Source organism: Streptomyces sp. NPDC057623, from assembly GCF_042800355.1.
GTDB lineage: Bacteria > Actinomycetota > Actinomycetes > Streptomycetales > Streptomycetaceae > Streptomyces.
Map to the genome: position 1 here is coordinate 1 of NZ_JBHVGZ010000107.1, position 24,686 is coordinate 24,686.

The 24,686-nt window shown below is 70.0% G+C and carries 21 protein-coding genes; 16 read left to right on the forward strand and 5 right to left on the reverse strand.

Going from position 1 to position 24,686, the window contains the following annotated elements; translation table 11 throughout:
* The first annotated feature begins 570 nt into the window (after positions 1-570).
* From ACFU95_RS47555 to ACFU95_RS47615, 13 genes are all read left to right on the forward strand, one after another.
* Positions 571-1,563: an ATP-binding cassette domain-containing protein gene (locus ACFU95_RS47555; RefSeq protein ID WP_383842982.1), complete on the forward strand. Its 993-nt coding sequence runs from the start codon at positions 571-573 to the stop codon at positions 1,561-1,563.
* Complete coding sequence (locus ACFU95_RS47560) at positions 1,560-2,351, forward strand: ABC transporter permease (protein ID WP_383842986.1); 792 nt, start codon at positions 1,560-1,562, stop codon at positions 2,349-2,351. Before ACFU95_RS47555 ends, ACFU95_RS47560 begins: the two co-directional genes overlap by 4 nt.
* Positions 2,352-2,962: 611 nt before the next feature.
* Positions 2,963-3,052 carry a K(+)-transporting ATPase subunit F gene (gene kdpF, locus ACFU95_RS47565; protein ID WP_016434100.1) on the forward strand — a complete coding sequence of 30 codons (90 nt, stop codon included), beginning with the start codon at positions 2,963-2,965 and terminating at the stop codon, positions 3,050-3,052.
* Positions 3,053-3,060: 8 nt separating this feature from the next.
* Entirely contained in the window at positions 3,061-4,722 is a 1,662-nt protein-coding gene (gene kdpA / locus ACFU95_RS47570) for a potassium-transporting ATPase subunit KdpA (RefSeq protein ID WP_383842989.1), read from the forward strand.
* Positions 4,723-4,826: 104 nt separating this feature from the next.
* Entirely contained in the window at positions 4,827-6,923 is a 2,097-nt protein-coding gene (gene kdpB / locus ACFU95_RS47575) for a potassium-transporting ATPase subunit KdpB (protein WP_383843032.1), read from the forward strand.
* Positions 6,924-6,952: 29 nt separating this feature from the next.
* Complete coding sequence (locus ACFU95_RS47580; RefSeq protein WP_383842992.1) at positions 6,953-7,585, forward strand: potassium-transporting ATPase subunit C; 633 nt, start codon at positions 6,953-6,955, stop codon at positions 7,583-7,585.
* A gap of 214 nt (positions 7,586-7,799) precedes the next feature.
* Complete coding sequence (locus ACFU95_RS47585; protein WP_383842995.1) at positions 7,800-10,343, forward strand: ATP-binding protein; 2,544 nt, start codon at positions 7,800-7,802, stop codon at positions 10,341-10,343.
* Between the two features lie 219 nt (positions 10,344-10,562).
* Positions 10,563-10,961 carry an SAV_915 family protein gene (locus tag ACFU95_RS47590; RefSeq protein WP_383842998.1) on the forward strand — a complete coding sequence of 133 codons (399 nt, stop codon included), beginning with the start codon at positions 10,563-10,565 and terminating at the stop codon, positions 10,959-10,961.
* On the forward strand, positions 10,958-12,292 hold the full coding sequence (gene lysA / locus ACFU95_RS47595) for a diaminopimelate decarboxylase (RefSeq protein WP_383843000.1): 1,335 nt from the start codon (positions 10,958-10,960) through the stop codon (positions 12,290-12,292). Before ACFU95_RS47590 ends, lysA begins: the two co-directional genes overlap by 4 nt.
* Positions 12,293-12,516: 224 nt before the next feature.
* Positions 12,517-13,812, forward strand: coding sequence for an extracellular solute-binding protein (locus tag ACFU95_RS47600; protein ID WP_383843035.1), 1,296 nt, complete (start codon positions 12,517-12,519; stop codon positions 13,810-13,812).
* A gap of 6 nt (positions 13,813-13,818) precedes the next feature.
* A complete protein-coding gene (locus ACFU95_RS47605; protein ID WP_383843003.1) occupies positions 13,819-14,823 on the forward strand; it encodes a carbohydrate ABC transporter permease in 1,005 nt (334 codons plus the stop codon).
* A gap of 86 nt (positions 14,824-14,909) precedes the next feature.
* Positions 14,910-15,674 (forward strand): carbohydrate ABC transporter permease, encoded by a 765-nt coding sequence (locus tag ACFU95_RS47610; RefSeq protein ID WP_383843038.1) that lies wholly within the window; start codon positions 14,910-14,912, stop codon positions 15,672-15,674.
* Positions 15,675-15,729: 55 nt separating this feature from the next.
* On the forward strand, positions 15,730-16,773 hold the full coding sequence (locus tag ACFU95_RS47615) for an endo-1,4-beta-xylanase (protein ID WP_383843006.1): 1,044 nt from the start codon (positions 15,730-15,732) through the stop codon (positions 16,771-16,773).
* A 161-nt stretch (positions 16,774-16,934) separates the two neighbouring features.
* Here ACFU95_RS47615 and ACFU95_RS47620 read toward each other — a convergent pair whose 3' ends face one another.
* On the reverse strand, positions 16,935-17,141 hold the full coding sequence (locus ACFU95_RS47620) for a DUF5999 family protein (RefSeq protein ID WP_030053671.1): 207 nt from the start codon (positions 17,139-17,141) through the stop codon (positions 16,935-16,937).
* A 409-nt stretch (positions 17,142-17,550) separates the two neighbouring features.
* Positions 17,551-18,153: a hypothetical protein gene (locus tag ACFU95_RS47625; RefSeq protein WP_383843010.1), complete on the reverse strand. Its 603-nt coding sequence runs from the start codon at positions 18,151-18,153 to the stop codon at positions 17,551-17,553.
* Between the two features lie 570 nt (positions 18,154-18,723).
* On the opposite strand from ACFU95_RS47625, the gene ACFU95_RS47630 reads away from it, so the two are divergent.
* Positions 18,724-20,241 carry a glutamate-cysteine ligase family protein gene (locus ACFU95_RS47630; protein WP_383843013.1) on the forward strand — a complete coding sequence of 506 codons (1,518 nt, stop codon included), beginning with the start codon at positions 18,724-18,726 and terminating at the stop codon, positions 20,239-20,241.
* 236 nt (positions 20,242-20,477) lie between these two features.
* On the forward strand, positions 20,478-21,257 hold the full coding sequence (locus ACFU95_RS47635; protein ID WP_383843016.1) for a CPBP family intramembrane glutamic endopeptidase: 780 nt from the start codon (positions 20,478-20,480) through the stop codon (positions 21,255-21,257).
* A 30-nt stretch (positions 21,258-21,287) separates the two neighbouring features.
* On the opposite strand, the gene ACFU95_RS47640 is transcribed toward ACFU95_RS47635, so the two are convergent.
* Both ACFU95_RS47640 and ACFU95_RS47645 read right to left on the reverse strand, forming a co-directional pair.
* Entirely contained in the window at positions 21,288-22,097 is an 810-nt protein-coding gene (locus ACFU95_RS47640) for a PhzF family phenazine biosynthesis protein (RefSeq protein ID WP_383843019.1), read from the reverse strand.
* 104 nt (positions 22,098-22,201) lie between these two features.
* Positions 22,202-22,876 (reverse strand): HAD family hydrolase, encoded by a 675-nt coding sequence (locus ACFU95_RS47645; protein WP_383843022.1) that lies wholly within the window; start codon positions 22,874-22,876, stop codon positions 22,202-22,204.
* Between the two features lie 133 nt (positions 22,877-23,009).
* Here ACFU95_RS47645 and ACFU95_RS47650 point away from each other — a divergent pair, with 133 nt between their 5' ends.
* The gene (locus ACFU95_RS47650; protein WP_383843025.1) at positions 23,010-23,630 is read left to right on the forward strand and encodes a PadR family transcriptional regulator; all 621 of its coding nucleotides are present in this window, start codon (positions 23,010-23,012) and stop codon (positions 23,628-23,630) included.
* Between the two features lie 146 nt (positions 23,631-23,776).
* Here ACFU95_RS47650 and ACFU95_RS47655 read toward each other — a convergent pair whose 3' ends face one another.
* Positions 23,777-24,214, reverse strand: a complete 438-nt coding sequence (locus ACFU95_RS47655) for an SRPBCC family protein (protein ID WP_383843028.1) — start codon at positions 24,212-24,214, stop codon at positions 23,777-23,779.
* Positions 24,215-24,686: the final 472 nt, after the last annotated feature.

Consider the following 24,686-nt stretch of genomic DNA (forward strand, 5'->3'; position numbering starts at 1 on the left):
GCCCCGGGCGATGGCGACCAGGACCTCGCGTTCGCGGTCGCTGACGACCCTCTCCCGTGACGCCGACCCCAGCGGGGCGCTCCGCCCCGCCTGCGGACCCCGACTCGGTGCCCCTGTGTCATGAGAGCCCTCCCACCCGCCCACGCCGCGAGGGTGACCGGTTGCGGAGAGTCCCGGCCCCGGTCGCGGGTCTCCGGCGACGCGGCTCCCCGCCCCGGCCCTGCGGGGCCGACCGGTACTCCGCTGCACGGCCTCCACGGCTCCCGGGGCCCGCCCGTACTCCCACCGCGCCGGACGGGGAGCTCCGCCCATGTGCAGACCAGTTGAGACCAGGCGTCGGGGATGTCCCGGAGTTCTTCCGGAAGGTGCGGAAGTCCCTTTCTCCGAAGGGGCGTTGGTGTCGCTCAGGGCCCTGTTCGCGATCCTCGGCCGACGGGGTCACAGGCGCCGCTCGTCGACAGGCCGGTCCGGGCCCGCCGGCAGAGGCGGTTTCAACGCTGGGGGGTATCTCGGGGCGGCTGAAACCGAGTTGAAGCCGTACTGAACCGCCGTGGCCGCACGCTCTGCGGCATGACGACGACGGACCACGAACTCGCGATCGCGGCCACGGGGCTGCGCAAGTCCTACGGGGACAAGACCGTCCTGGACGGCATCGACATCCAGGTGCCCGCGGGCACGATCTTCTCCCTGCTCGGGCCGAACGGCGCGGGCAAGACCACGGCGGTGAACATCCTGTCCACCCTCATCACGGCCGACGGGGGACAGGCGCGGATCGCCGGGCACGACATCGCCGGTGAGGCCCATGCGGTGCGCGCCGCGATCGGTGTCACCGGGCAGTTCTCCGCCGTGGACGGACTGATCACGGGAGAGGAGAACATGCTCCTCATGGCGGACCTGCACCACCTCCCCAAGCGCGAGGGGCGGCAGGTCACCGCCGAACTGCTGGAGCGTTTCGACCTCACCGAGGCGGCGAAGAAGCCCGCCTCGACCTATTCCGGAGGGATGAAGCGCCGTCTGGACATCGCCATGACGCTGGTCGGCAGCCCGCGGATCATCTTCCTCGACGAGCCGACCACCGGTCTCGACCCGCGCTCCCGGCACAACATGTGGCAGATCATCCGCGAGTTGGTCGCCGACGGCGTCACCGTCTTCCTCACCACCCAGTACCTGGAGGAGGCCGACCAGCTCGCCGACCGTATCGCCGTCCTCAACGGCGGCGGGCTCGTCGCCCAGGGCACCGCCGAGGAGCTGAAGCGACTCGTCCCCGGCGGCCACGTACGACTGCGCTTCGCCGACCCGGCCGCGTACCAGAGCGCCGTCCTGGCCCTGCACGAAGTCAGCAGGGACGACGAGGCGCTGACGCTGGAGATCCCCAGCGGCGGCAGCCAGCGCGAGCTGCGCGCCATCCTCGACCGGCTGGACTCGGCCCGCATCGAAGCGGACGAGCTGACCGTGCACACCCCCGACCTCGACGACGTCTTCTTCGCCCTGACCGGCAGCACCGTCCCGAATCAGCCGAGTCAGCCGAACGAGCCCAACCAGCCCAAGGAGGCTGTCCGATGAGCTCCCTCTCCCTCGCCGTACGCGACTCCTCCACCATGCTGCGCCGCAACCTCCTGCACGCCCGGCGCTACCCGTCACTGACCCTGAACCTGCTGCTGACGCCGATCATGCTGCTGCTGTTGTTCGTCTACATCTTCGGCGACACGATGAGCGCGGGCATCGGCGGTGGCGGCGCCGATCGCTCCGAGTACATCGCGTTTCTCGTACCGGGCCTCCTGCTGATGACCATCGGCAGCACCACGATCGGTACCGCGGTGTCCGTCTCCAACGACATGACCGAGGGCATCATCGCCCGCTTCCGCACGATGGCCATCCACCGTGGTTCCGTGCTCATCGGGCACGTCGTCGGCAGCGTGTTGCAGGCGGTCATCAGTGTGGTGCTCGTCGGCGCCGTCGGCGTGGCCATCGGTTTCCGTTCCACGGATGCCACGGCCCTGGAGTGGATCGCGGCGTTCGGACTGCTCGTGCTGTTCGCCCTGGCGCTCACCTGGATCGCCGTCGGGATGGGCCTGGTCAGCCCGAACGCCGAGGCGGCCAGCAACAACGCGATGCCGCTGATCTTCCTGCCGCTCATCTCCAGCACCTTCGTCCCGCTCGACGCGATGCCGGGCTGGTTCCAGCCGATCGCCGAGTACCAGCCGTTCACTCCGGCCATCGAGACCGTGCGCGGACTGCTGCTCGGCACCGAGATCGGCCACAACGGGTGGCTCGCCGTCGCCTGGTGCCTGGCCCTCACCGCGCTCGGCTACTTCTGGTCGAAGTCGGTGTTCGACCGCGACCCGAAGTAGCCGCCATGACAGCGCGGGCCGCCTCCCGCAACTCGCACCGCCCCAGGGCGGCGTACACCGACACGACGTCGGAGTACGCCGCCCGTCGGCGTTCCGGGTCGGGGGTTCACCATCGCCCAGGTCAACGGCAGCTCACGACCACGGACCGGTAGTCGGCCAGCACCCGTTCGACCTGATACAGCCACCAGGAAGCGGCCGTCGACCCAGGCCGACCAGCCGTTGGCGCACAGGACATGCCCCCGGTCGCCCGGGGTGCCCCTGGTGCGGCCGACCTGCGAGCGGCGCGGTGTGGGGCGCGTCCTGGGGCGCCGTGGTCGCGCACGTCGTACGGCGGGAGACCGAGGCGGTGATCCGCCGGTTGCGGTTCCGCTTGTTCTGACGGTGCCCCGACCTCACCGGGGCCCGCGTATGAATTCCGTCAAAGCCGCGCTGTGCGCCGTAAGGGACCCGTCAACGGCGGTCGAAACCGGCCACGAAGGCTGTTTCCTCGAAGCGTCCGTGTCCGGTCGAACCTCACTCCAGGAGTTCACGATGGCCGATCTGGCCTTCGTCGTCATCACGATCGCGTGCTTCGCGCTGGTGGCTCTCGTCGCCAAGGGGGTGACCAAGCTGTGACCGCCGAGAACATCGTCGGCCTCGTCGTGGCCGTCGCCCTGCTGGGCTATCTCGTCCTCGCCCTGATCTTCCCGGAGAGGTTCTGAGCGCAGTCATGGGTCCCGTACTCGCCGGCGTCCTCCAGCTGCTCGCCCTGACCGGCGCGCTGGGCCTCGCCTACATACCCCTGGGCAACTACATGGCCAGGGTCTACTCCTCCGACCACCACTGGCGGGTCGAGAAGTGGATCTACAAGGGCATCGGTGCCAACCCCGACACCGAGATGCGCTGGACCGCGTACCTGCGTGGCGTCCTCGCCTTCTCCGTCGTCGGCGTTCTCTTCCTCTACGCCCTCCAGCGGCTCCAGGGCGTCCTGCCCGGCTCGCTCGGCTTCTCCTCCCTCGACCCGGACCAGGCCTTCAACACCGCCGTCTCGTTCGTCACCAACACCAACTGGCAGTCCTACTACGGCGAGCAGGCCATGGGCCACGTCGTGCAGACCGCCGGGCTGGCCGTGCAGAACTTCGTCTCCGCGGCCGTGGGCATCGCCGTCGCGGTGGCCCTCGTACGCGGTTTCGCCCGCTCGCGCACCGGTGAACTGGGCAACTTCTGGGCCGACCTGGTGCGTGGGGTCGTACGCGTCCTCGTCCCCCTGGCCGCGGTCGCCGCGGTCGTACTGGTGGTGTGCGGCGCGATCCAGAACTTCTCCGGCATCCACGAGGTCGGTCAGTTCATGGGCGGCTCGCGGCAGTGGAACGGCGGTGCGGTCGCCTCGCAGGAGGCCATCAAGGAGCTGGGCACCAACGGCGGCGGCTACTTCAACGCCAACAGCGCTCACCCCTTCGAGAACCCCACGCCGTTCTCGAACCTCTTCGAGATCTTCCTGATCCTCCTCATCCCGTTCGCGCTGACCCGCACCTTCGGCCTCATGGTCGGCTCGGTCAGGCAGGGCTACGCGATCCTCGCCACCATGGCCACCATCTGGATCGGCTTCACGGCCCTGATGATGTGGACCGAGTTCGCCCACCACGGCCCGGCGTTCGACATCGCGGGCGGGGCGTACGAGGGGAAGGAGGTCCGGTTCGGTGTCGGCGGCTCGTCGATCTTCGCGACGGCGACCACTCTCACCTCGACCGGCGCGGTGAACTCCTTCCACTCGTCGTTCACGGGCCTTGGCGGCGGCATCACCATGCTCGGCATGATGCTGGGCGAGATCGCGCCCGGCGGTACCGGCTCCGGGCTCTACGGCATGCTGATCATGGCGGTCATCGCGGTGTTCATCGCCGGTCTGATGGTCGGCCGTACACCCGAGTACCTGGGCAAGAAGATCGGCTCCCGCGAGATCAAGCTGGCGGCCTGCTACATCCTGGTCACCCCGGCGCTGGTACTCGTCTTCACCGCCGCCGCGATGGCGCTGCCGACCCCGGGCGACTCGATGACCAACAGCGGGGCGCACGGGTTCTCCGAGATCCTCTACGCCTACACGTCCGCCTCCAACAACAACGGCTCGGCCTTCGCCGGTCTGAACGCGGACACGCAGTGGTTCAACAGCACGCTCGGCCTGTGCATGCTGTTCGGCCGCTTCCTGCCGATGGTGTTCGTGCTGGCGCTGGCCGGCTCGCTCGCCGAGCAGAAGCCGGTCCCGGCGACCGCGGGCACCCTGCGCACCGACAAGCCGCTCTACGCCGGTCTGCTCGTCGGCACGATCATCATCATCACCGGTCTGACCTACTTCCCCGCCCTCGCGCTCGGGCCGCTGGCCGAAGGGTTGGCGTGATGACCACCCGTATCGAGAACCACACCGACAACCACACCGACAACCACACCGACAACCACACCGAGAAGCACACCGAGAAGCACATCGAGAACCACGAGGGCTCCATGTCCACAGCCACCCCGACCCGGGCGCCGCACAGCGACCTGCCCACCGGGCACAAGTCCTCCGAGGGCCGTGTCGGCGCGGGCCTGTTCGATCCGAAGCAGCTGGTCAAGTCGCTGCCGGACGCCTTCCGCAAGCTCGACCCGCGGGTGCTGGCCAAGTCGCCCGTGATGTTCGTGGTGTGGATCGGCTCCGTCCTGACCACCGCCTTCTCCTTCACGGACCCGGGCGACTGGTTCGGCTGGACGATCAGTGCCTGGCTGTGGCTGACGGTCCTCTTCGCCAACCTGGCGGAGGCCGTCGCCGAGGGGCGGGGCAAGGCCCAGGCCGACACCCTGCGCAAGGCCAAGACCGACACGGTGGCCCGGCGGCTCGACGGGTCCACCGAAGAGCGGGTGCCCGGCACCGAGTTGAAGATCGGTGACCTGGTCGTCTGCGAGGCCGGCGATGTCGTCCCCGGCGACGGTGACGTCGTCGACGGCGTCGCGTCCGTCGACGAGTCGGCGATCACCGGTGAGTCGGCGCCCGTCATCCGGGAGTCCGGCGGTGACAGGTCCGCGGTCACGGGCGGGACGAAGGTCCTTTCCGACCGGATCGTCATCAAGATCACGACGAAGCCCGGCGAGACCTTCATCGACCGCATGATCAACCTGGTCGAGGGCGCGGCCCGGCAGAAGACGCCGAACGAGATCGCCCTGAACATCCTGCTCGCGTCCCTGACGATCGTCTTCCTGCTCGCCTGTGCCACGCTGCCGCCCCTCGCGGACTACGCGGGCACGCACCTGACGATGGTCGTCCTGGTCGCCCTGCTGGTCTGCCTGATTCCCACGACCATCGGCGCTCTGCTCTCCGCGATCGGCATCGCGGGCATGGACCGGCTGGTCCAGCGCAACGTGCTGGCCATGTCCGGCAGGGCGGTCGAGGCCGCCGGTGACGTCTCCACACTGCTGCTCGACAAGACCGGCACCATCACGCTCGGCAACCGCCAGGCGGCCGAGTTCGTGCCGGTGAGCGGGGCGACGGAGGCCGAGGTCGCGGACGCCGCCCAGCTTTCGTCGCTGGCCGACGAGACGCCCGAGGGCCGCTCCGTCGTCGTACTGGCGAAGGAGCGGTACGGCCTGCGCGAGCGCCACCAGGGCGAGTTGGCCGGTGCCGAGTGGATCGCCTTCACCGCCCAGACCCGGATGTCCGGCGTGGACGTCGACGGGCGCAAGATCCGCAAGGGCGCCGCCGGTTCGGTCATCGCCTGGGTGCGGGAGCGGGGCGGCACCATCGCCGAGGACGCGGACCAGATCGCCGCCGGCATCTCCGAGGCGGGCGGTACACCGCTGCTGGTCGCGGCCGAAGACGCCGACGGGGCACGGGTGCTGGGCGTCATCCACCTCAAGGACGTCGTCAAGGACGGCATGCGGGAGCGGTTCGAGGAACTGCGCCGCATGGGCATCAAGACCGTCATGATCACGGGTGACAACCCGCTGACCGCCAGGGCGATCGCCGAGGAGGCGGGCGTCGACGACTTCCTCGCGGAGGCGACCCCCGAGGACAAGATGGCGCTGATCAAACGGGAACAGGCCGGCGGCAAACTGGTCGCGATGACCGGTGACGGCACCAACGACGCGCCCGCTCTCGCGCAGGCGGACGTCGGCGTGGCGATGAACACCGGTACGTCGGCCGCCAAGGAGGCCGGCAACATGGTCGACCTGGACTCCAACCCGACCAAGCTCATCGAGATCGTCGAGATCGGCAAGCAGCTGCTGATCACGCGCGGTGCGCTGACGACGTTCTCCATCGCCAACGATGTCGCGAAGTACTTCGCGATCATTCCGGCGCTGTTCGCGGCGGTCTATCCGGGCCTGGACAAGCTCAACGTCATGGGACTCTCCTCGCCGGACTCCGCGATCCTGTCCGCGGTCATCTTCAACGCGCTGATCATCATCGCGCTGGTGCCGCTGTCCCTGAAGGGCGTGCAGTACCGGCCGGTCAGCGCGGACCGCCTGCTGCGGCGCAACCTCACCGTCTACGGGCTGGGCGGTCTGATCGCCCCGTTCATCGGCATCAAGCTCATCGACCTGCTCATCTCTCTGATCCCCGGGCTGTAGTTCTTTCAGAAGTGTGGTGAACCACCAACATGAACAACTCCGTTGTGAACACCGGGCGGTTGCTGGGCGCGGGCCTGCGGGCACTGCTGGTGTTGACCCTGCTCACAGGCGTCATCTATCCGCTGGCTGTCACAGGTGTGGCCCAGGCCCTCTTCAACGACAAGGCGAACGGTTCGCAGATCAAGGCGGACGGCAAGGTCGTCGGTTCCTCGCTGATCGGTCAACAGGGCTACAGCCTGGACTACTTCCAGCCCCGTCCCGCCAACGGACTGGGTGTGAACTCGGTCAACACTCAGTACCGGTTGATCCTGTCCGGCGCCACGAACCGTTCCGGGGACAATCCGGAGCTGGTCAAGTGGGTCAAGGAGGCGAAGGCCAAGGTCGTCAAGGACAACTCCACCGCCGACTACAAGGTCAGCCCGGCCCAGGTGCCCGCCGACGCGGTGACCTCCTCCGGCTCCGGACTCGATCCGGACATCTCCCCGCAGTACGCCGGCCTCCAGGTCCACCGGGTCGCCGAGAGGAACGGCCTCGCCGTCGCCGAGGTGCGAAAGCTGGTCGACGAGCACACCGAGGGCCGCACCCTCGGCTTCATCGGGGAGCCGCGGGTGAACGTCCTCGAACTCAACATCGCGCTCAAGGAACTGACCGCGGGCGGCTGACCGACGCCCCGGGCGCCGGTCGTGGAGGACGGTCCCCGCCCGGCGGCCGCGCGTCAGCCTGCCGCGACAGCGCCCGACCAAGGCCCTGTCACGGACGGCGTCGACGTCATCAGGGCCCTGCGCGGCCGGCCCCGTACGGCGTGGAGGCGGACCCCGCACACCCCCGCTGTCTCATCACCGAACCCGGCACGGGTTACCGCTTCGAAGGGTGGACATGGCACGCGGCAGGCTTCGGATCTACCTCGGCGCGGCACCGGGCGTCGGCAAGACGTACGCGATGCTCTCCGAGGCGCACCGGCGGGTGGAGCGCGGCACCGACTGCGTGGTCGCGTTCGTGGAGCACCACGGGCGGCCGCGCACCGAGGTGATGCTGCACGGGCTGGAACAGAGTCGGCGCGGGGAACTGGAGTACCGCGGCACCTCCTTCACGGAGATGGACGTCGACGCCGTCCTGGCCCGCAGGCCCCAGGTGGCGCTCGTCGACGAACTCGCCCACACCAACATCCCCGGCTCGCGCAACGCCAAGCGCTGGCAGGACGTGGAGGAGCTGCTGGCGGCCGGCATCGACGTGATCACGACCGTCAACATCCAGCACCTTGAGTCGCTGGGCGACGTGGTGGAGTCGATCACCGGAGTGCGGCAGCGGGAGACCGTGCCGGACGAGGTGGTGCGCCGGGCCGACCAGGTCGAGCTGGTCGACATGTCGCCACAGGCACTACGGCGTCGCATGGCGCACGGCAACGTCTACCGGCCCGACAAGGTCGACGCGGCCCTCTCCAACTACTTCCGGCCCGGCAACCTGACCGCGCTGCGCGAACTGGCGCTGCTCTGGGTGGCCGACCGGGTCGACGAGTACCTCAACGCGTACCGCAGCGAGCACGAGGTCTCGACGATATGGGGGTCCAGGGAGCGGATTGTCGTAGGGCTGACCGGCGGCCCGGAAGGACGGACGCTGATCCGCCGGGCCGCGCGGCTGGCGGAGAAGGGCGCCGGCGGTGAGGTGCTGGCCGTCCACATCGCCCGCAGCGACGGACTGACGTCCTCCTCGCCGAAGGAACTGGCCGTGCAGCGCGGGCTGGTGGAGGACCTCGGCGGGACGTTCCACCACGTCGTGGGCGACGACGTCCCCAAGGCCCTGCTCGACTTCGCGCGCGGCGTGAACGCCACGCAGATCGTGCTCGGTGTGTCCCGACGCAAGAGCTGGCAGTACGTGTTCGGGCCGGGCGTCGGCGCCACGGCCGCCCGCGATTCGGGTCCCGACCTCGACGTCCACCTGATCACCCACGACGAGGCGGGCAAGGGGCGCGGACTGCCCGAGGCCCGGGGAGCCAGACTCGGCCGGTCGCGGATCATCTGGGGCCGGCTGGTCGGCGTGCTCGGCCCGGTCGTCCTCACCCTGCTGCTGACGAACGCGGCCCCCGAAGTCGGCCTCGCCAACGACATGTTGCTGTACCTGTCGCTGACGGTGGCGGCAGCGCTCCTCGGCGGCCTGCTGCCGGCGCTGGCCTCGGCGGTGGTGGGCTCGCTGCTGCTGAACTGGTACTTCACCCCGCCCGTCCACACGCTGACCATCGCCGACCCGAAGAACATGGTCGCCATGGCGATCTTCGTCGGGGTGGCGGTGTCGGTGGCCTCCGTGGTCGACCTGGCGGCCCGCCGCACCCACCAGGCGGCCCGGCTGCGCGCCGAGTCGGAGATCCTCTCCTTCCTCGCCGGGAACGTGCTGCGCGGCGAGACCAGCCTGGAGGCGCTGCTCGAACGCCTCCGTGAGACCTTCGGCATGGAGTCGGTGGCCCTGCTGGAGCGGGAGAGCGACGTCGCCCCGTGGACCTGCGCGGGCAGCGTGGGCCCTCGTCCCTGCCGGAACCCCGAGGACGCGGACGTCGACCTGCCGGTCGGCGACCACCTGGCGCTCGCGTTGACCGGCCGGGTGCTGCCCGCCGAGGACCGCCGGGTGCTCGCCGCCTTCGCCGCGCAGTCCGCCGTCGTCCTGGACCGCCGACGCCTGCGCTTCGAAGCCGACCGGGCCAAGGAACTGGCCGAGGGCAACCGGATCCGCACGGCACTGCTGGCCGCCGTCAGCCACGACCTGCGTACGCCGCTCGCGGGCATCAAGGCGTCGGTGTCCTCCCTGCGTTGCGACGACGTGGCCTGGTCGGACGAGGACGAGGCCGAGCTGCTGGAGGCGATCGAGGAGGGCGCCGACCGCCTCGACCACCTGGTCGGCAACCTGCTGGACATGTCCCGCCTGCAAGCCGGCGCGGTCACGCCGCTGATCCGCGAGACCGACCTCGACGAGGTGGTGCCGATGGCTCTGGGCGGCGTACCGGAGGACAGCGTGCAGCTGGACGTGCCGGAGACACTGCCCATGGTCTGGGTGGACAAGGGCCTGCTGGAACGCGTGGTCGCCAACATCGTCGAGAACGCCGTCAAGTACAGCCGCCGGGACGAGCCGGTCCTGGTCTCCGCGAGCGCCATCGCCGACCGTGTCGAGCTCCGGGTGGTGGACCGCGGCCCCGGCGTCCCCGACGAGGCCAAGGAGCGCATCTTCGAGCCCTTCCAGCGCTACGGCGACGCCCCGCGCGGCGCGGGAGTGGGCCTCGGTCTCGCGGTCGCCCGCGGCTTCGCCGAGGCGATGGGCGGCACGGTCGACGCGGAGGACACCCCGGGCGGCGGGCTGACCATGGTGCTCAGCCTGCGGATGGCGCGGGGGCGCGATCCGGGGGAACCGGGGACTACGGCCGCGGTCGCCTCGTAGCGGTTGAGCTGCTGGGCGACTCCCCTCACCCTCTCGTCGCCGCCCCTGGTGTCAGCATCCCGTCAGCGTCCGGCCGATATCCGTCAGCATCGCGTCAGGAGGGGTCCGCGACCCCCGGTCGCCGGGCATAGCGTCAGTGGCGAGCCCCGGTCCGCCTCCCCGCGTCCGGGGCCGTCAAGGCACTCGCCCGATCCACTCGGATCCTCCCGGAGGCATCCCATGGCAGACATCCTGTCCGACGAGGACCCGGAGCCCTCTGATCGGTTCCCGGCCGGCCCTCTGTACGTTCCGGTCCGGCCGGGACCGGCCGCCTGCGCGGCCCGCCTCTTCCGTACGCCCCTCGGCGACCGTACGGCCGTGGGGTTCACCTCGCGGCGGCGGCTGACCGCGACCCTCGGCCCGGACCAGCCCTGGGTCAGGCTCGCCGAGCCCGCCCTGCGCGCCCTGACCGCACCGCTCGGCTTCACCACCGTCACGGTGGACCCCCAGTTCTGCGCCCCAGCCCCAGCCCCAGGCCCAGCACCAGCCTCAGCCCCGACCGCGCGGGCCGCCGCCCCGGACCACGTGCCACACCCCCCAAAGCAGCAGTTCGCGCTGCGTGTGGGGGACCCGCGATGACCACCCTTCACGAACCCGCGGTCACCGCCTCGGCCGACGCGCTCCCGGTGTGGCCGGCCTCGGCCGTGGAGCCCCGCCGCGGTGAACTCACCGTCGGCGGGGTGCCGCTGGCCGAGGTCGCCGACCGTTTCGGCACGCCCGTCTACGTCCTCGACGAGGACGAGGTGCGCGAACGTTGCCGCACCTACCGTCACGCCTTCCCCGAGGCCGAGGTCCTGTACGCGGCCAAGGCGTTCCTGTGCCGGGCGATGGCCCGCTGGGTGGCCGAGGAGGGCCTCGGCCTGGACGTCTGCTCGGCCGGTGAGCTTCAGCTCGCGGTCACCACCGGCTTCCCGCCGGAGAGGATCGTGCTGCACGGCAACGCCAAGTCCCCGCGCGACCTGGACACCGCCCTGCGCCTCGGGGTGGGCCGTATCGTCATCGACAGCCCGTCGGAGATCCCCCGGCTGGCCGCGGCGGTCGGGCCCCACGGCCACCAGAAGGTGATGGTCCGCGTCGTGCCCGGCGTCAGCGCCGGCGGCCACGAGAAGATCCGCACCGGCACCGAGGACCAGAAGTTCGGCCTGTCCATCCCGGACGGCTACGCGCAGCACGCCATCGCCCGGATCCTGGACCAGCCGCAGCTCGAACTGACCGGCCTGCACTGCCACCTGGGCTCCCAGATCACCAGCGTCAAGCCCTACGTCGCCGCCGTCCGGCGGATGGTCGGCCTCATGGCCCGGCTGTACGAACAGCACGGCCTGGTGCTGCCCGAACTCGACCTGGGCGGCGGCCACGGCATCGCCTACCGCCCGGGCGAACCCGCCCTGGACCTCACCGCTCTTGCCCGCAAGGTGCGTGCGGAGCTGGCCGGGGCGTGCGGGGCGGCGGGGCTCGCGGTGCCCCGCCTCGTCATCGAACCCGGGCGGGCGATCGTGGGCCCGGCAGGCATCGCGCTCTACCGCGTCCTCGCCGTCAAGCGCACGGGAGCGCACACCTACGTCGCTGTCGACGGAGGCATGAGCGACAACCCCCGGCCCGCCCTGTACGGGGTCCGGTACGCACCCCGGCTGGTGGGCCGGCACAGCACCGCGGACCCGGCCCGGGTGACCGTGGTGGGCCGCCACTGCGAGGCGGGTGACATCGTCGCCGCCGACGTCGAACTCCCCGACGACATCCGCCCCGGGGACCTGCTCGCCGTCCCGGCCGCCGGCGCCTACCACCTGTCCATGGCCTCCGGCTACAACCTGGTCGGCCGCCCACCCGTGGTCGCCGTGGACGACGGCCTGGCCCGGCTCCTGATCCGCCGCGAGTCCCTGGAGGACATCAGCAGACGTGACGTGGGCCTGTGAGGCCGGCCGGCGGCGGCAGCGGTCACGCCCACCTCCGCGCAGCCGTCTCGTAAGGTTCGCCAACTGAATCGAATGTTTCGATCACTCCCCGTCGGGCGACTCCGTCCTGGCAGTCGGTGAAAGATTCACCGCTACAAGGGGTTGCCACCGTTTGGGAGCTGTCTCTAGGGTGCGGCAGCAACGCAGCTTTCTGGGTGAACTCCGAAACTTTCGAGGAGCGCATGATGGGCGACCCGCGACTGTCCCGCCGCGGCTTCCTGGCGGCATCCGCCGCGGCCGGTGTGGGCATGACGGCACTGAGCGGTTGCGGTGGCGACTCGGACGGAGCGTCGTCGGACGGCACGACGACCATCGAGTGGTGGAACATCTCCACCACCGAGCCGACGAAGGGCGTCTGGGCGGCGCTGGCCCGGAAGTTCGAGGCCCAGAACCCCAAGGTGAAGATAAAGATCGTCCAGTTGGAGAACGACGGCTACAAAGCGAAGATGACGGCGCTGACCGCCTCCGGCAAGCTGCCCGACATCTTCCACACCTGGGGCGGCGGTGTCCTCAAGCAGCAGGTCGACGCAGGTCTCGTCGAGGACCTCACCGACCGGACCAAGGACTTCGCCGACGGCCTGCTGCCGGTCGCCAGGGAGCCGTACCTCCTCGACGAGAAGGTGTACGGGATCCCGTTCGACATCGGCATGATCGGCTTCTGGTACAACAAGGCGCTCTTCAAGGACGCGGGCATAGCCGAGCCGCCGACCACATGGAGCGGTTTCCTCGACGCCGTCCGGAAGCTGAAGGCCAAGGGCACCACGCCGCTCGCCCTCGCCGGCAAGGAGAAGTGGCCCGGCATGTACTACTGGGCCTACCTCTCGATGCGCACCGCGGGTGCCTCCGCCCTTCAGCAGGCGTACGACGACAAGGACTTCACCGGCGATCCCTTCGTCCAGGCCGGACAGCACCTCCAGGAGCTCGTCGACCTCCAGCCGTTCCAGAAGGGCTTCCTCGGCGCCGCGTACTCCACCCCCACCGGCCAGGCCGCGACCGTCGGCAACGGCAAGGCGGCGATGGAGCTCATGGGCCAGTGGGCCCCGGTCGTCCAGGCGGACAGCGGCAAGGGCCTCGGCGACGACCTCGGCTTCTTCCCGTTCCCCGCGGTCGACGGCGGCAAGGGCGCGATCACCGAGGTGTTCGGCGGGGGCGGCGGACACGCCCTGCGCAGCGGGGCTCCGCAGGCCGCCGTCGACTTCCTGAAGTTCTTCGCCTCCGAGGCCACGGACGTGGAGCTGGTCAAGAAGACCGGCGTGCTCCCGGTGGTCCCGGCGGCGGAGAGCGCCATCGCCGACCCCAACATCAAGGCCGTACAGGCACAGTTGAAGGCTGCCACCGGGTTCCAGCTCTATCTCGACCAGGCGTACGCCCCCGCCGTCGGCCAGGAGGTCAACGACAGCGTGGCCGCGCTCATCGCCGGGTCCAAGTCCCCCCAGCAGGTCGCCGAGTCGATCACGCGGACCGCGAAGGAAGAGCAGTAGCCGGCGATGACCTCCACGTTCCTGCCGTCCGCCGACAAGCAGCCCGGCCCCGACGCCGATGTCCCGCCCCCGTCCGTCGGCCCGGCCCCGGGGCGGGCCCGGCGGCGCGCGCTGCACTGGCTCACCGCGGTCGGCTTCCAGGTGCCCGCCCTGCTGCTCTTCCTCGTGCTGGTGCTGCTGCCGATGCTGTTCGCCCTGTACGCGGCCTTCTTCCGCTGGGGCGGCTTCGGCATGCCGTCCGACTACGTCGGCGCCGACAACTTCACCCGGCTCTTCGACGACCCCGTCTTCCTCGGGGACCTGTGGCGCTGCCTGGTCCTGGTCCTGCTGTCGCTCGCCGTCCAGCTGCCGTTCGCGCTCGCCATGGCCGTGCTGCTCAACCAGAAGCTGCGCGGCCGGGCCTTCTACCGGATGCTGTTCTTCGGCCCTTACGTCCTGTCCGAGGCCATCACCGGCGTCCTGTTCGGCATGATCTTCGCCCCCGACGACGGCTTCGCCGACCGGGTCCTGGGCGGCATCGGTCTCGATGGGCTCGGCGGCGAGTGGTTCGCCGATCCGTCCACCGTGATGGCCACCCTCTTCCTGGTCATGACGTGGAAGTACTTCGGCTTCCACATGATGCTGTACCTGGCTGGACTCCAGTCCATCCCCCGGGAGCTGACCGAGGCCGCGCTGATCGACGGCGCGAACGCCTGGCAGCGCTTCCGCGGCGTCACCCTGCCGCTCCTCGCGCCGACCCTGCGGATCAGCGTGTTCCTGTCCGTGATCGGGTCGATCCAGCTCTTCGACCTGGTCTGGGTGACCACCGCGGGCGGCCCCGACCACCACTCCGAGACGATGGCCGTGACCATGTTCCAGTACGGCTTCAAGCGCTATCAGGTCGGCTACGCCAGCGCGATCAGCGTGGTCATGTTCGGCATCAGCCTCGTCTTCGCCCTCGCCTACCAGCGGTTCGTGCTCCGCCGCGACCTCGAAGGGGCCACCACGACGATGAGGGGCGGCGCCAAGTGACGGCCAGGTCCGGCAGGAAGACCGGCGGGGAGACCGGCGGGAAGAACCTGTCCTTGCACGTGATCCTCTGCCTGGTCGGCGCGGTGATGGTCGTGCCGCTGCTCTACGCCGTGCTGTCCGGCTTCAAGTCCACCGACGAGCTCTCCCGCAACCCGGTCGGCCTGCCGGACTCGTGGGTGACCGGCAACTACACGGGCATCCTCGGCTCGGGTGACTTCTGGCGGCTGATCGGCAACAGCACCCTGATCGCGGTGGGCACGACCGTCCTAGTCGTGGCCGTCTCCGCGCTCTCGGCCTTCTCCTTCGCACGCTTCGCCTTCCGGGGGCGGGAGGCGCTGTTCACCCTGTTCACGATGGGTCTGATGTTCCCCTTCGCGGTGGCGGCGCTCCCGCTGTTCCTGCTGCTGCGCTCCATGGGCCTGCTGGACAACCCGCTCGGCGTGATCCTTCCGCAGGCCGCCTTCGGACTGCCGATGACCATCATCATCCTGCGCGGCTTCTTCCGGGAGATCCCGGGCGAGCTGGAGGAGGCGGCCACCCTCGACGGGTGCGGTCCCTTCGGGTTCTTCTGTCGGGTGCTGCTGCCGATGGCACGGCCCGCCCTGGGCACCGTCTCGGTCCTCGCCGTCGTCACCAGCTGGAACAACTTCTTCCTGCCGCTGCTGGTGTTCACCGACTCCACCTGGTGGACCGTCCCGATCGGCGTCCAGCAGTTCCAGGGCCAGTACTCCTCGGACTACGCCCGCGTCTTCGCCTACCTGGTGCTGGCGATGGTCCCCGCACTCGCCTTCTACTCCGTCGCCGAGCGCCAGCTCGTCGGCGGCCTCACCGCCGGCGCCACCAAGGGGTGACGCGCCCAGGCGGACGTACGGCTACCCACACACCCGACACGTGAGGAGTCGCACCATGCGCAAGAACCGTCTCAGACTCGTCGGCGTTCTCGCCGCGTTCCTGGTCGCCGCCCAGATCGGCACCGGCTCGCCCGCCCAGGCGCGGCCCGAGCCGCCCACCCTCGGCGACCTCGCCCAGCGCCACGGCCGCTACTTCGGCAGCGCGACCGACAACCCCGAGCTCGTCGACGAGCCGTACAAGGCGCTCCTCGGCAGCGAGTTCGACCAGATCACCCCGGGCAACGGCATGAAGTGGTACGCCACCGAGCCCCAGCAGGGCGTCTTCGACTTCTCCAAGGGCGACGAGATCGTGGACATGGCTCGCGACCACCACCAGAAGGTGCGCGGCCACACCCTCGTCTGGCACAGCCAGCTGCCGGGCTGGCTCACCGGCCGCGAGTGGACGGCGCCGGAGCTGAGAGCCGTACTGAAGAAGCACATCCAGACCGAGGTACGGCACTACCGGGGCAAGATCTACGCCTGGGACGTCGTCAACGAGGCGTTCAACGAGGACGGCACATACCGCGAGACGATCTTCTACAAGACGCTCGGCCCCGGATACATCGCCGACGCCCTGCGCTGGGCCCACGAGGCCGACCCGCGCGCCAGGCTGTACGTGAACGACTACAACGTCGAGGCGGTCGGCCCGAAGAGCGACGCCTACTTCCGGCTGGCCAAGGAGCTGAAGGCCCAGGGCGTCCCGCTGCACGGCTTCGGCCTCCAGGCCCATCTGGCGCTGCAGTACGGCTATCCGACCACGCTGGAGGACAACCTCCGCCGCTTCTCCCGACTCGGCCTCGACACGGCACTCACCGAGGTCGACGTACGGATGCAGCTGCCCGCGACCGAAGAGAAGCTGGCCCAGCAGGCCGACTGGTACCAGGACATGACCGAGGCGTGCCTGGCGGTGCGCCGGTGTGTGGGCATCACGGTCTGGGACTACACGGACAAGTACTCCTGGATCCCGGCGTTCTTCCCGGGCGAGGGAGCGGCGCTGCCGTGGGACGAGCAACTGCGCCCGAAGCCGGCTTACTTCGCGCTGCGGGAAGCGCTGAAGTAGAGACCCACTACCGTGAGTGACCGTCCCGGACACATGTGGGGGCCGGCTCGCAGTCAGGGTCTGCGACCGGCCCCTGGGAGTACTCCGGGCGTTCGTCACCGCGCCCGGTGGTGGTGCTGGGCCTCTCCGGCGGGCCTCGTCGGCGTACCGCCGGCGGGCGGCTATGCGGCGGTCATCACCTTGCCGGTGCCCAGCGGACGGTGCGGGGCGATGATCTGGCCGTCCGGCAGGAGCTCACCGGTGTCCTCGAAAAGCAGGACACCGTTGCACAGCAGGCTCCATCCCTGTTCCGGGTGGTGCGCCACGAGACGGGCGGATTCCCGGTCGGCGGAGTCGGCTGAGGGGCACGGTGGCTGGTGCTGGCACATGGAGGGGATCTTTCGCTCTGTTGTGATCTGTGAGGTGACTGTCGTGTCTGTGGTGACGGTCGTGTCTGTTTCGCGGCGTGAAGCTTCGTTCATGGCCGCCCCCCGTTGTGATTAGTCGGTCGGAACCCAGTGTTGCCCCACGGGCGTCAATCCGCAGGGATTTCGCACCACCGCTTTCTCACAGGTTGATGACGCATCGCAGCCGCCGGCGGTTCATCCCAACTCCACTGTCACTTCGGATGGTTCGCGGTGGTCGGAAAGGGCTAGTGCGGATGGCCCGAATGCTTGAGAAGCTCGTTCGAGCGTAAAGTCGCTCGCGCGAGCGAAATCATGGCGTGTTTGAAGGCGGCGTACCCCGCCGCCCGGAATGGGGCGACGGGGTACGGAGGCACCCGCGCGGTGCGCGCTGTCAGGCGGGAGAGCCGAGCAGGGGAGGCAGGGGTGGCAGTGGAGCCGGTGTCGCCCGATGGGTCAGCACCGGGAGCAGCTCGGCGACCCGGAGCGGCAGGTGGGCCGCGATGCCGGGCGGGGCCGGGGCCAGCGGGATGAGGATGTCCGTGGCCGCGGGGTGGCCGGTGGCGGCGTCCGCGGTGCAGTCGCCGTGCAGCCACAGGGTGAGCATGTAGAGCCCCGGGAACGACAGCAGACGCGGCTGGTAGGGCTGTCCGATCGTCTCGGCCTGCTGCAGTGCCCGCTCGGTGGAGGCGATGTAGGGGCCCTCGAAGAAGTGCGAGAACGCCCAGCCGTCGGGCGTCAGCCGGGTCTCCGCCGCGGCCACCGCGCGTTCCCCGCAGCGGATCAGGAAGCGCCAGCCGGTCAGCCGGGTCGCGGAGACGCCCGCCGGGGTGAACTCGTCCAGGACGTGCAGGGGCAGCGGGAGTTCGGGTGTGGCGGGCCCCTGGGCGGCACGCAGGGTGGGTGTTCGGGCCTCACGTACCGCGGTGGGCGAGCCGAGGGCGGTGAGGACGGAGCGAAGTGCGGGCGCGGGAGCCGAGGGCACATGCAGCGGCATGGTGGGTCGCCTCTCATTCGGAGAGCCGGTGGCGCGAGGGCGTGACGGGGGCGGACGGCGCTGTCTGCTCACGGAGGTCAGAGAGGCGTGGGCCGGGTCGGGAAGCGCGAGGGGGGTGAGCGGGGCCTGCCGCACGTCACGTGACGGCAGGCCCCGGGGACCGTGGGCGCCAACCCTCTGCCTTGATTGCGGAGTTTATACGACGAGTGTTCGGACGATGTTTCATCTAGCCGATTTCGGTGCACCCGGCAAGGGTTCATTCGGCCGGTGATATGCGGGAATCATCCCGAGTGCCGACCGATCATACGGCGATGACCTCGAAAAATACCCCGGGTGCGGTCGGCCAATTCTCGTCGGCGTTTTTCACGAGTTCGTGAGGAGTCCGCAACCGCGCCGTGCTCCATGCCTGGTGAATGTGCCGCCGGTCACGTGCCGGTCAGGTCCGACACAGAGTAGCGGCCGTCGGGCTGAAGCGGGACGTTATCGATCGCTTCGACTGGGCATCATCCCACCTGACCCGGGAGCCCGGCGGCCGTAACTCGGCGCGCCCATCCGAGGAGGGAAGCTTCGATGGGGGAGAAGGTCGTGGCAGGTCGGTTCGATCTGTCCGATCGCCAGCACTACCGCGAGAAGCTGCGGCGGTGTCTGACGGGCCTGGAGCGGCTGCTGGAGGAGAAGCGGTTCGACCGCCCCAAGAACCTCATGGGGCTGGAGATCGAATTGAATCTCACCGGCGCCGACGGCATGCCGAGAATGTTGAACATGCAGGTGCTGGAGCGGATCGCGAGCCGCGATTTCCAAACAGAACTCGCCATGTTCAACCTGGAAGTGAACATTGCGCCGCACCGCCTCCAGGGGCGGGTATTCGACCAGCTCGCGGAGGAACTCCGTACGTCACTGGCATATGCCGACCGAAAAGCCGGTGAGCTCGACGCGGGAATCGTGATGATCGGTATTCTGCCGACACTCGACCGGGACGACCTCGTGTCGTCGAACCTCTCCGCCGTCGACCGCTACACCCTCCTCAACGACCAGATCGTGGCCGCCCGCGGCGAGGACTTCACGCTCGACATCGACGGCGTGGAGCACCTGACGTGCACCTCGGGGTCCATCGCCCCCGAGGCCGCCTGCACCTCCGTGCAGCTGCACCTCCAGGTCACCCCGGGCCGCTTCGCCGACGTCTGGAACGCGGCCCAGGCGGTCGCCGCCGCGCAGGTCGCCGTGGGTGCCAACTCGCCGTTCCTCTTCGGTCGCGAGCTGTGGCGGGAGTCGCGCCCACCGCTGTTCCAGCAGTCCACCGACACCCGCCCGCCCGAGCTCCAGGCCCAGGGCGTGCGGCCGCGGACCTGGTTCGGGGAGCGGTGGATCACCTCGGCGTACGACCTCTTCGAGGAGAACCTGCGGTTCTTCCCGGCTCTGCTGCCGATCTCCGACGAGGAGGAACCGCTCCAGGTCCTCGACGCCGGCGGCACCCCGTCGCTCGCCGAACTCGTCCTGCACAACGGCACCATCTACCGCTGGAACCGGCCGGTCTACGGCATCGCCGACGGCGTCCCGCACCTGCGCGTCGAGAACCGCGTCCTGCCGGCCGGGCCGACCATCACGGACGTCATCGCCAACACGGCCTTCTACTACGGCGTCGTCCGCGCCCTCGCCGAGGAGTCACGGCCCGTGTGGACCCGGCTGCCCTTCGACGCGGCGGCCGCCAACTTCGACGCGGCGTGCAAGCACGGCATCGACGCGCGACTGCGCTGGCCCCGGCGCGGACGGTACGGCGGCACGACGGAGGTCGACGCGGTGAGCCTCGTACGCGACGAACTGCTGCCACTGGCCGAGGCCGGACTGGACGCGTGGGGCGTCGAGCGCGCCGACCGCGACTTCTTCCTGGGCGTCATCGAGGAGCGGTGCCGCAGGCGCATGAACGGCGCGTCCTGGCAGGCGGCCACCTTCCACAAGGGACTGGAGGCGGGCCTGACCCGGGACGCGGCCCTGGCGGCCACGACCCGCCGGTACCGCGAGCTGATGCACCGCGGGGACCCGGTCCACACCTGGCCCGTGGGATTGCCGGAGCCGGTACCGCTGGGGTGACAGCCGGTGCAGGGCGGTATCGAGGGGCGGTGCGCAGGGGCTGTCCGTCCCCGTGGCCCGGAGTCGGGTCGACGGGGGTCGCTGCCGCCCGCCGCATACTGATCGGGCAAGCTGTGACGTCCCACGACGGTGGTGCCCCTCCCTGTTGCCCTGCCTTTCCAGACCCTGGCGGCGTGTGACGGGGATGAGGCGGGATTACTCAACTGGAGGCTGGTGTGCAGGGCGAGGCAGGCCCCATGGCCGAATCTTTTCCGCCCGAGAGGCCCTCACGACGGATCCTCCGCGATGAGACGCTGCTCGTCCTGGGGCTTTCGCTCGGTGCGAGTGGTGTGTCCGCCCTGATCAGTTTTGTCGGCTCGGTCACCAAACCGGGTGGCCTCAAGGATCAGGCGGCCACGCTCAACGCCTCCGCCGCGCCGGGCCGTCCCTGGCTGGATCTCGCCTGGCAGCTGTTCGGGATCACCACCGCTCTGATCCCCGTCGCGCTCGTCGCGCACTTCCTGCTGCGCGAGGGGCAGAGCCTGCGCACCCTGGGCTTCGACCGGACCCGGCCCTGGCCGGACCTCGGCCGGGGAGCGGCCGTCGCCGCGGTGATCGGCAGCACCGGAATCGCCTTCTACCTGGCCGCCCGCGGACTCGGCTTCAACCTCACCGTGGTGCCCGAGGCGCTGCCCGACGTGTGGTGGAAGTATCCGGTGCTGATCCTGTCGGCGATGCAGAACGCGATCCTCGAAGAGGTCATCGTCGTCGGCTATCTGCTGCGCCGCCTGGGCCAGTTGGGCTGGACACCCGGCACCGCGCTGGTGGCCAGTTCCGTACTGCGCGGCTCCTACCACCTCTACCAGGGCATCGGCGGCTTCCTCGGCAACATGGCGATGGGCGTGGTGTTCGTCTACCTGTACCGGCGCTGGGGCCGGGTGGGCCCGCTGGTCGTGGCGCATTCCCTGCTCGACATAGGGGCGTTCGTGGGATACGCGCTGCTGGCCGGGAAGGTGGGGTGGCTGCCCACGGCGTGAGCGTCCTCGAGGGGACGGTCGAGGCGCGGGCTAGGCGAGCAGCTCTCCGTCGATGACGGTCACCGCGCGGCCGCTCAGCAGCGTCCGGTCGCCGAGCAGCTCCGTGCGGACGCGACCGGAGCGGGGGGATGCCTGGAGGCCCGTGAGTTCGGCCCGGCCGAGGCGCTCGGACCAGAAGGGGGCGAGGGCCGTGTGGGCGCTGCCGGTGACCGGGTCCTCGTCGATGCCGACGTTCGGGAAGAAACAACGGGACACGAAGTCGTAGCCCCGGGCGGGGTCCTCGGCGCGGGCGGTGGCGATGATGCCGCGCTCGGAAAAGGAGCCGAGAGCCCTGTGGTCGGGCGACAGAGCGCGGACCGTCTTCTCGTCCGCGAGTTCGAGGAGCAGGTCGCCGATGTTCGGGCCGGTGTCGAAGGCGACGCGAGCCTCGGCGCCGAGGGCCTCCGTGACGCCCTCCGGGACCTCGGCCGGCGTGAGCGGTGCGGTCGGGAAGTCGAGGGTGAGGGAGCCGTCCTCGCGGGGCGTGGCCACGAGCACGCCGCTGCGCGTGGCGAACCGCACGGGTCCCTCGTGGGCGCCGGTGCTGTGCAGCACATGGGCCGTGGCGAGCGTGGCGTGACCGCACATCGCGACCTCGGTGACCGGCGTGAACCACCGCAACGCCCAGTCCGCCGCACCGCCTTCGGGCAGCCGGTGCGCGAACGCCGTCTCGGCGTGGTTGACCTCCCGGGCCACGTTCCGCAGCCAGTCGTCCGCCGGGAAGGCGTCGAGCAGCAGGACCCCGGCCGGGTTGCCGGCGAAGGGACGGTCGGTGAAGGCGTCGACGATTCGCATCCGCATGACGTCGACGCTAGGGGTGCGGGGGCGGGGGTGACCAAGGCCAATTCGGGGGTGCTGGACCGATTTCGGGCCGGGAAGGGTGGGCCGGGACGCCCTGCCGTCCTCTATCGCGGTGTGTGCCGCGGCGCGCACGGGGCCGCGGTGATGGCCTGGTCGATCGCCGAGGTGACGTCCTGAGCGACATGGGTGGGCCGGTAGGAGTCGTCCGTCCAGGCGCGTCCGTCCGCCACCCACACGCTGCGCAGCCCGAGCGCGTCGGCACCGGCGATGTCGGCGTGCGGTGAGTCGCCGATGACCCATGCGCCCCTCAGCGGGGCACCGACGGTCGCGGCTGCCGCCCGGAAGATCTCCGGTTCGGGCTTCTTGCGCCCGACGGCTTCGGAGACGACCCAGCCCTGGACGAGTTGATCCAGTCCGGTGTTGCGGATCTTCGCCTCCTGCTGGACGACGCGGCCGTTGGTGACGATCACGCACGTCCAGCCGGCGGCCCGGGCCCGGCCCAGCGCGCGACGGGTGGAGTGGGCCAGGACGACGCGGTCGCGGGCGCCGGTGTCGAGAAGGGTGCGGATCGCGGCGGCCGGCACCGCGCTCCCGTACCGGTCGGTCATGGCCGTGGCCAGCTCCTGGCGCGGTGTGTAGCCGCTCGCGTCCGCGTCCGCCACCCAGGTGAGGTCGGCGGCGGGCAGGCCCTGCTCGGCGAGGAAGTCGGCGACGGCGTCCCGGAACGCCGCGTCGCGATCGAGCAGGGTGTTGTCGAGGTCCAGCAGCAGGAGCGGCATGGGCGGCAGTAGATCACGGGCGCGGCTCGGCCGGGTGGAGTGAAGCCGCGTATCGCCCGGTCTTGTCATGCGAGCTATTCCGATATATCGTTGAAGCATCGCGACAGATCAACGATGGAATGGAGTGATTGCGATGCGTTCCCATGGATTCGAGCGTGGGCATGGTGGACCCGGTCATCACGGCCGAGGCGGCTTCGAGGGGCTGCGCGGTGCTTTCGGGCCCTTCGGGCCGGGCGGCCCCGGCGGTTTCGGCGGGCCCGGATTCGGGCCCGGCCCCTGGGGGCCGAAGGGCGGCCGGGGTGGACCGCGAGGGAGGGCGCGGCGCGGTGATGTGCGCGCGTCGATCCTCGCCCTGCTGAAGGACCGCCCCATGCACGGCTACGAGATGATCCAGGAGATCGCCGAGCGCAGCGGCGGGGCGTGGAAGCCCAGCCCCGGCTCGGTGTACCCCACCCTCCAGCTGCTGGAGGACGAGGGCCTGATCGCCAGCGCGAGCGAAGGCGGCAAGAAGCTGTTCTCGCTCACGGAGCCGGGCCGCGAGGCGGCCGAGGCCGGGCCCGAGGCCCCTTGGGAGGAAGCCTCCCGCGGTGTCGACTGGGAGGCCCTCGGTGAGATCCGGCAGGCCGGCTTCGGCCTGATGGAGGCCTTCGGGCAGGTCTGGAAGACGGGTAGCAAGGAGCAGCGCGAGAAGGCGCTCACCGTCATCAACGACGCCCGCAAGAGGCTGTACCTCATCCTCGCCGATGAGGACTGAGGCGGATCGGCGGCCTCGCCGCCCCGAGTGAAGGCGCCCCGTGGGCTGATCCGCGGGGCGCCTTCGTGTGTCCTGCTCCGAGTGTGCGGTTCGGTACGGGTTCTGGGGGCTCTGAGTGTGCGGTTCGGTGTGTGCGGTGCGGCGGGTCAGGTCACCAGGTCCGCCAGCTTGCGCAACGACTCGTTCAGCGCCGCCGTGGCCGAATCCCTGAGCTTGCCCGCCATCAACGAGACGGCCGCACCCGTGAACTCCCCGTCGATACGGACCGACGTGGCGCCGGCGCCGTCGCCTTCCGGTGTCAGCGTGTAGCGCGTGGCCACGGTCACCGCCATCGGGCCCTTGCCGCGGATCGCGAGCACCCGCGCCGGCTCCAGTTCCTCGACAATCCACTCGACCTCGGCCGGGAACCCCATCAGCTTCATGTTCTCCTGGAAGGTCCCGCCCACTTCGAGGGCCGTGGGGCCGCCGCCCGGAAAGCTGGTGTGGGTCGCGTTCCACTGTCCGTACGCGGACCAGTCCGTCAGCTGTGCCCAGACCTTTTCGGCCGGCGCCTCGATGCGTGCCTCCGCGCTGACTTCGGCCATGCGACCACCCCTTCGTCTCGGGCTACGGTGTCGCGGAACGTAGCCGGGGGGCCTGGAACATTCAATACTGATGAGCCGTCAGAAAATGTGGAGACCTGAGCCCAGCCCACCAGCCGTATCACCGCGGCGTCGAAGAGATCCCACGCGCGGGGGAACGCGCTCTCGTCGTGGCAGTGCCACGCCTCCCAGAACAGGTCGGCGAGCAGGGCGTCCGCCGGCGCGTACACCCGGTAGACGTACTGCCTGCCGTCGACGGCAGGCAGCGCCACCAGCCAGCACCTGCGTTCCATGTCCCTGTGGGACGTCGGACGGAGCGCCATGGTTGCCTGCGCGGCACACGGCAAGGCGGCGCGCGCCTCGCGGGGGCTTTCGGCGTGAGGTTGCGTCCAGAGAAGTGGTGTACGGGTTCGACCTGATCCGGGGGTTTGCTCCGGCATCGGGATGGTGCCCGCATAGTTGAACGGCCACCGGC

Bases quoted from the DNA above. Each gene is read 5' to 3' on its own strand.
- ACFU95_RS47555 (WP_383842982.1), top strand. From the start codon at position 571: ATGACGACGACGGACCACGAACTCGCGATCGCGGCCACGGGGCTGCGC.
- ACFU95_RS47560 (WP_383842986.1), top strand. From the start codon at position 1,560: ATGAGCTCCCTCTCCCTCGCCGTACGCGACTCCTCCACCATGCTGCGC.
- kdpA (WP_383842989.1), top strand. From the start codon at position 3,061: ATGGGTCCCGTACTCGCCGGCGTCCTCCAGCTGCTCGCCCTGACCGGC.
- kdpB (WP_383843032.1), top strand. From the start codon at position 4,827: ATGTCCACAGCCACCCCGACCCGGGCGCCGCACAGCGACCTGCCCACC.
- ACFU95_RS47580 (WP_383842992.1), top strand. From the start codon at position 6,953: ATGAACAACTCCGTTGTGAACACCGGGCGGTTGCTGGGCGCGGGCCTG.
- ACFU95_RS47585 (WP_383842995.1), top strand. From the start codon at position 7,800: ATGGCACGCGGCAGGCTTCGGATCTACCTCGGCGCGGCACCGGGCGTC.
- ACFU95_RS47590 (WP_383842998.1), top strand. From the start codon at position 10,563: ATGGCAGACATCCTGTCCGACGAGGACCCGGAGCCCTCTGATCGGTTC.
- lysA (WP_383843000.1), top strand. From the start codon at position 10,958: ATGACCACCCTTCACGAACCCGCGGTCACCGCCTCGGCCGACGCGCTC.
- ACFU95_RS47600 (WP_383843035.1), top strand. From the start codon at position 12,517: ATGGGCGACCCGCGACTGTCCCGCCGCGGCTTCCTGGCGGCATCCGCC.
- ACFU95_RS47605 (WP_383843003.1), top strand. From the start codon at position 13,819: ATGACCTCCACGTTCCTGCCGTCCGCCGACAAGCAGCCCGGCCCCGAC.
- ACFU95_RS47610 (WP_383843038.1), top strand. From the start codon at position 14,910: ATGGTCGTGCCGCTGCTCTACGCCGTGCTGTCCGGCTTCAAGTCCACC.
- ACFU95_RS47615 (WP_383843006.1), top strand. From the start codon at position 15,730: ATGCGCAAGAACCGTCTCAGACTCGTCGGCGTTCTCGCCGCGTTCCTG.
- ACFU95_RS47620 (WP_030053671.1), bottom strand. From the start codon at position 17,141: ATGTGCCAGCACCAGCCACCGTGCCCCTCAGCCGACTCCGCCGACCGG.
- ACFU95_RS47625 (WP_383843010.1), bottom strand. From the start codon at position 18,153: ATGCCGCTGCATGTGCCCTCGGCTCCCGCGCCCGCACTTCGCTCCGTC.
- ACFU95_RS47630 (WP_383843013.1), top strand. From the start codon at position 18,724: ATGGGGGAGAAGGTCGTGGCAGGTCGGTTCGATCTGTCCGATCGCCAG.
- ACFU95_RS47635 (WP_383843016.1), top strand. From the start codon at position 20,478: ATGGCCGAATCTTTTCCGCCCGAGAGGCCCTCACGACGGATCCTCCGC.
- ACFU95_RS47640 (WP_383843019.1), bottom strand. From the start codon at position 22,097: ATGCGGATGCGAATCGTCGACGCCTTCACCGACCGTCCCTTCGCCGGC.
- ACFU95_RS47645 (WP_383843022.1), bottom strand. From the start codon at position 22,876: ATGCCGCTCCTGCTGCTGGACCTCGACAACACCCTGCTCGATCGCGAC.
- ACFU95_RS47650 (WP_383843025.1), top strand. From the start codon at position 23,010: ATGCGTTCCCATGGATTCGAGCGTGGGCATGGTGGACCCGGTCATCAC.
- ACFU95_RS47655 (WP_383843028.1), bottom strand. From the start codon at position 24,214: ATGGCCGAAGTCAGCGCGGAGGCACGCATCGAGGCGCCGGCCGAAAAG.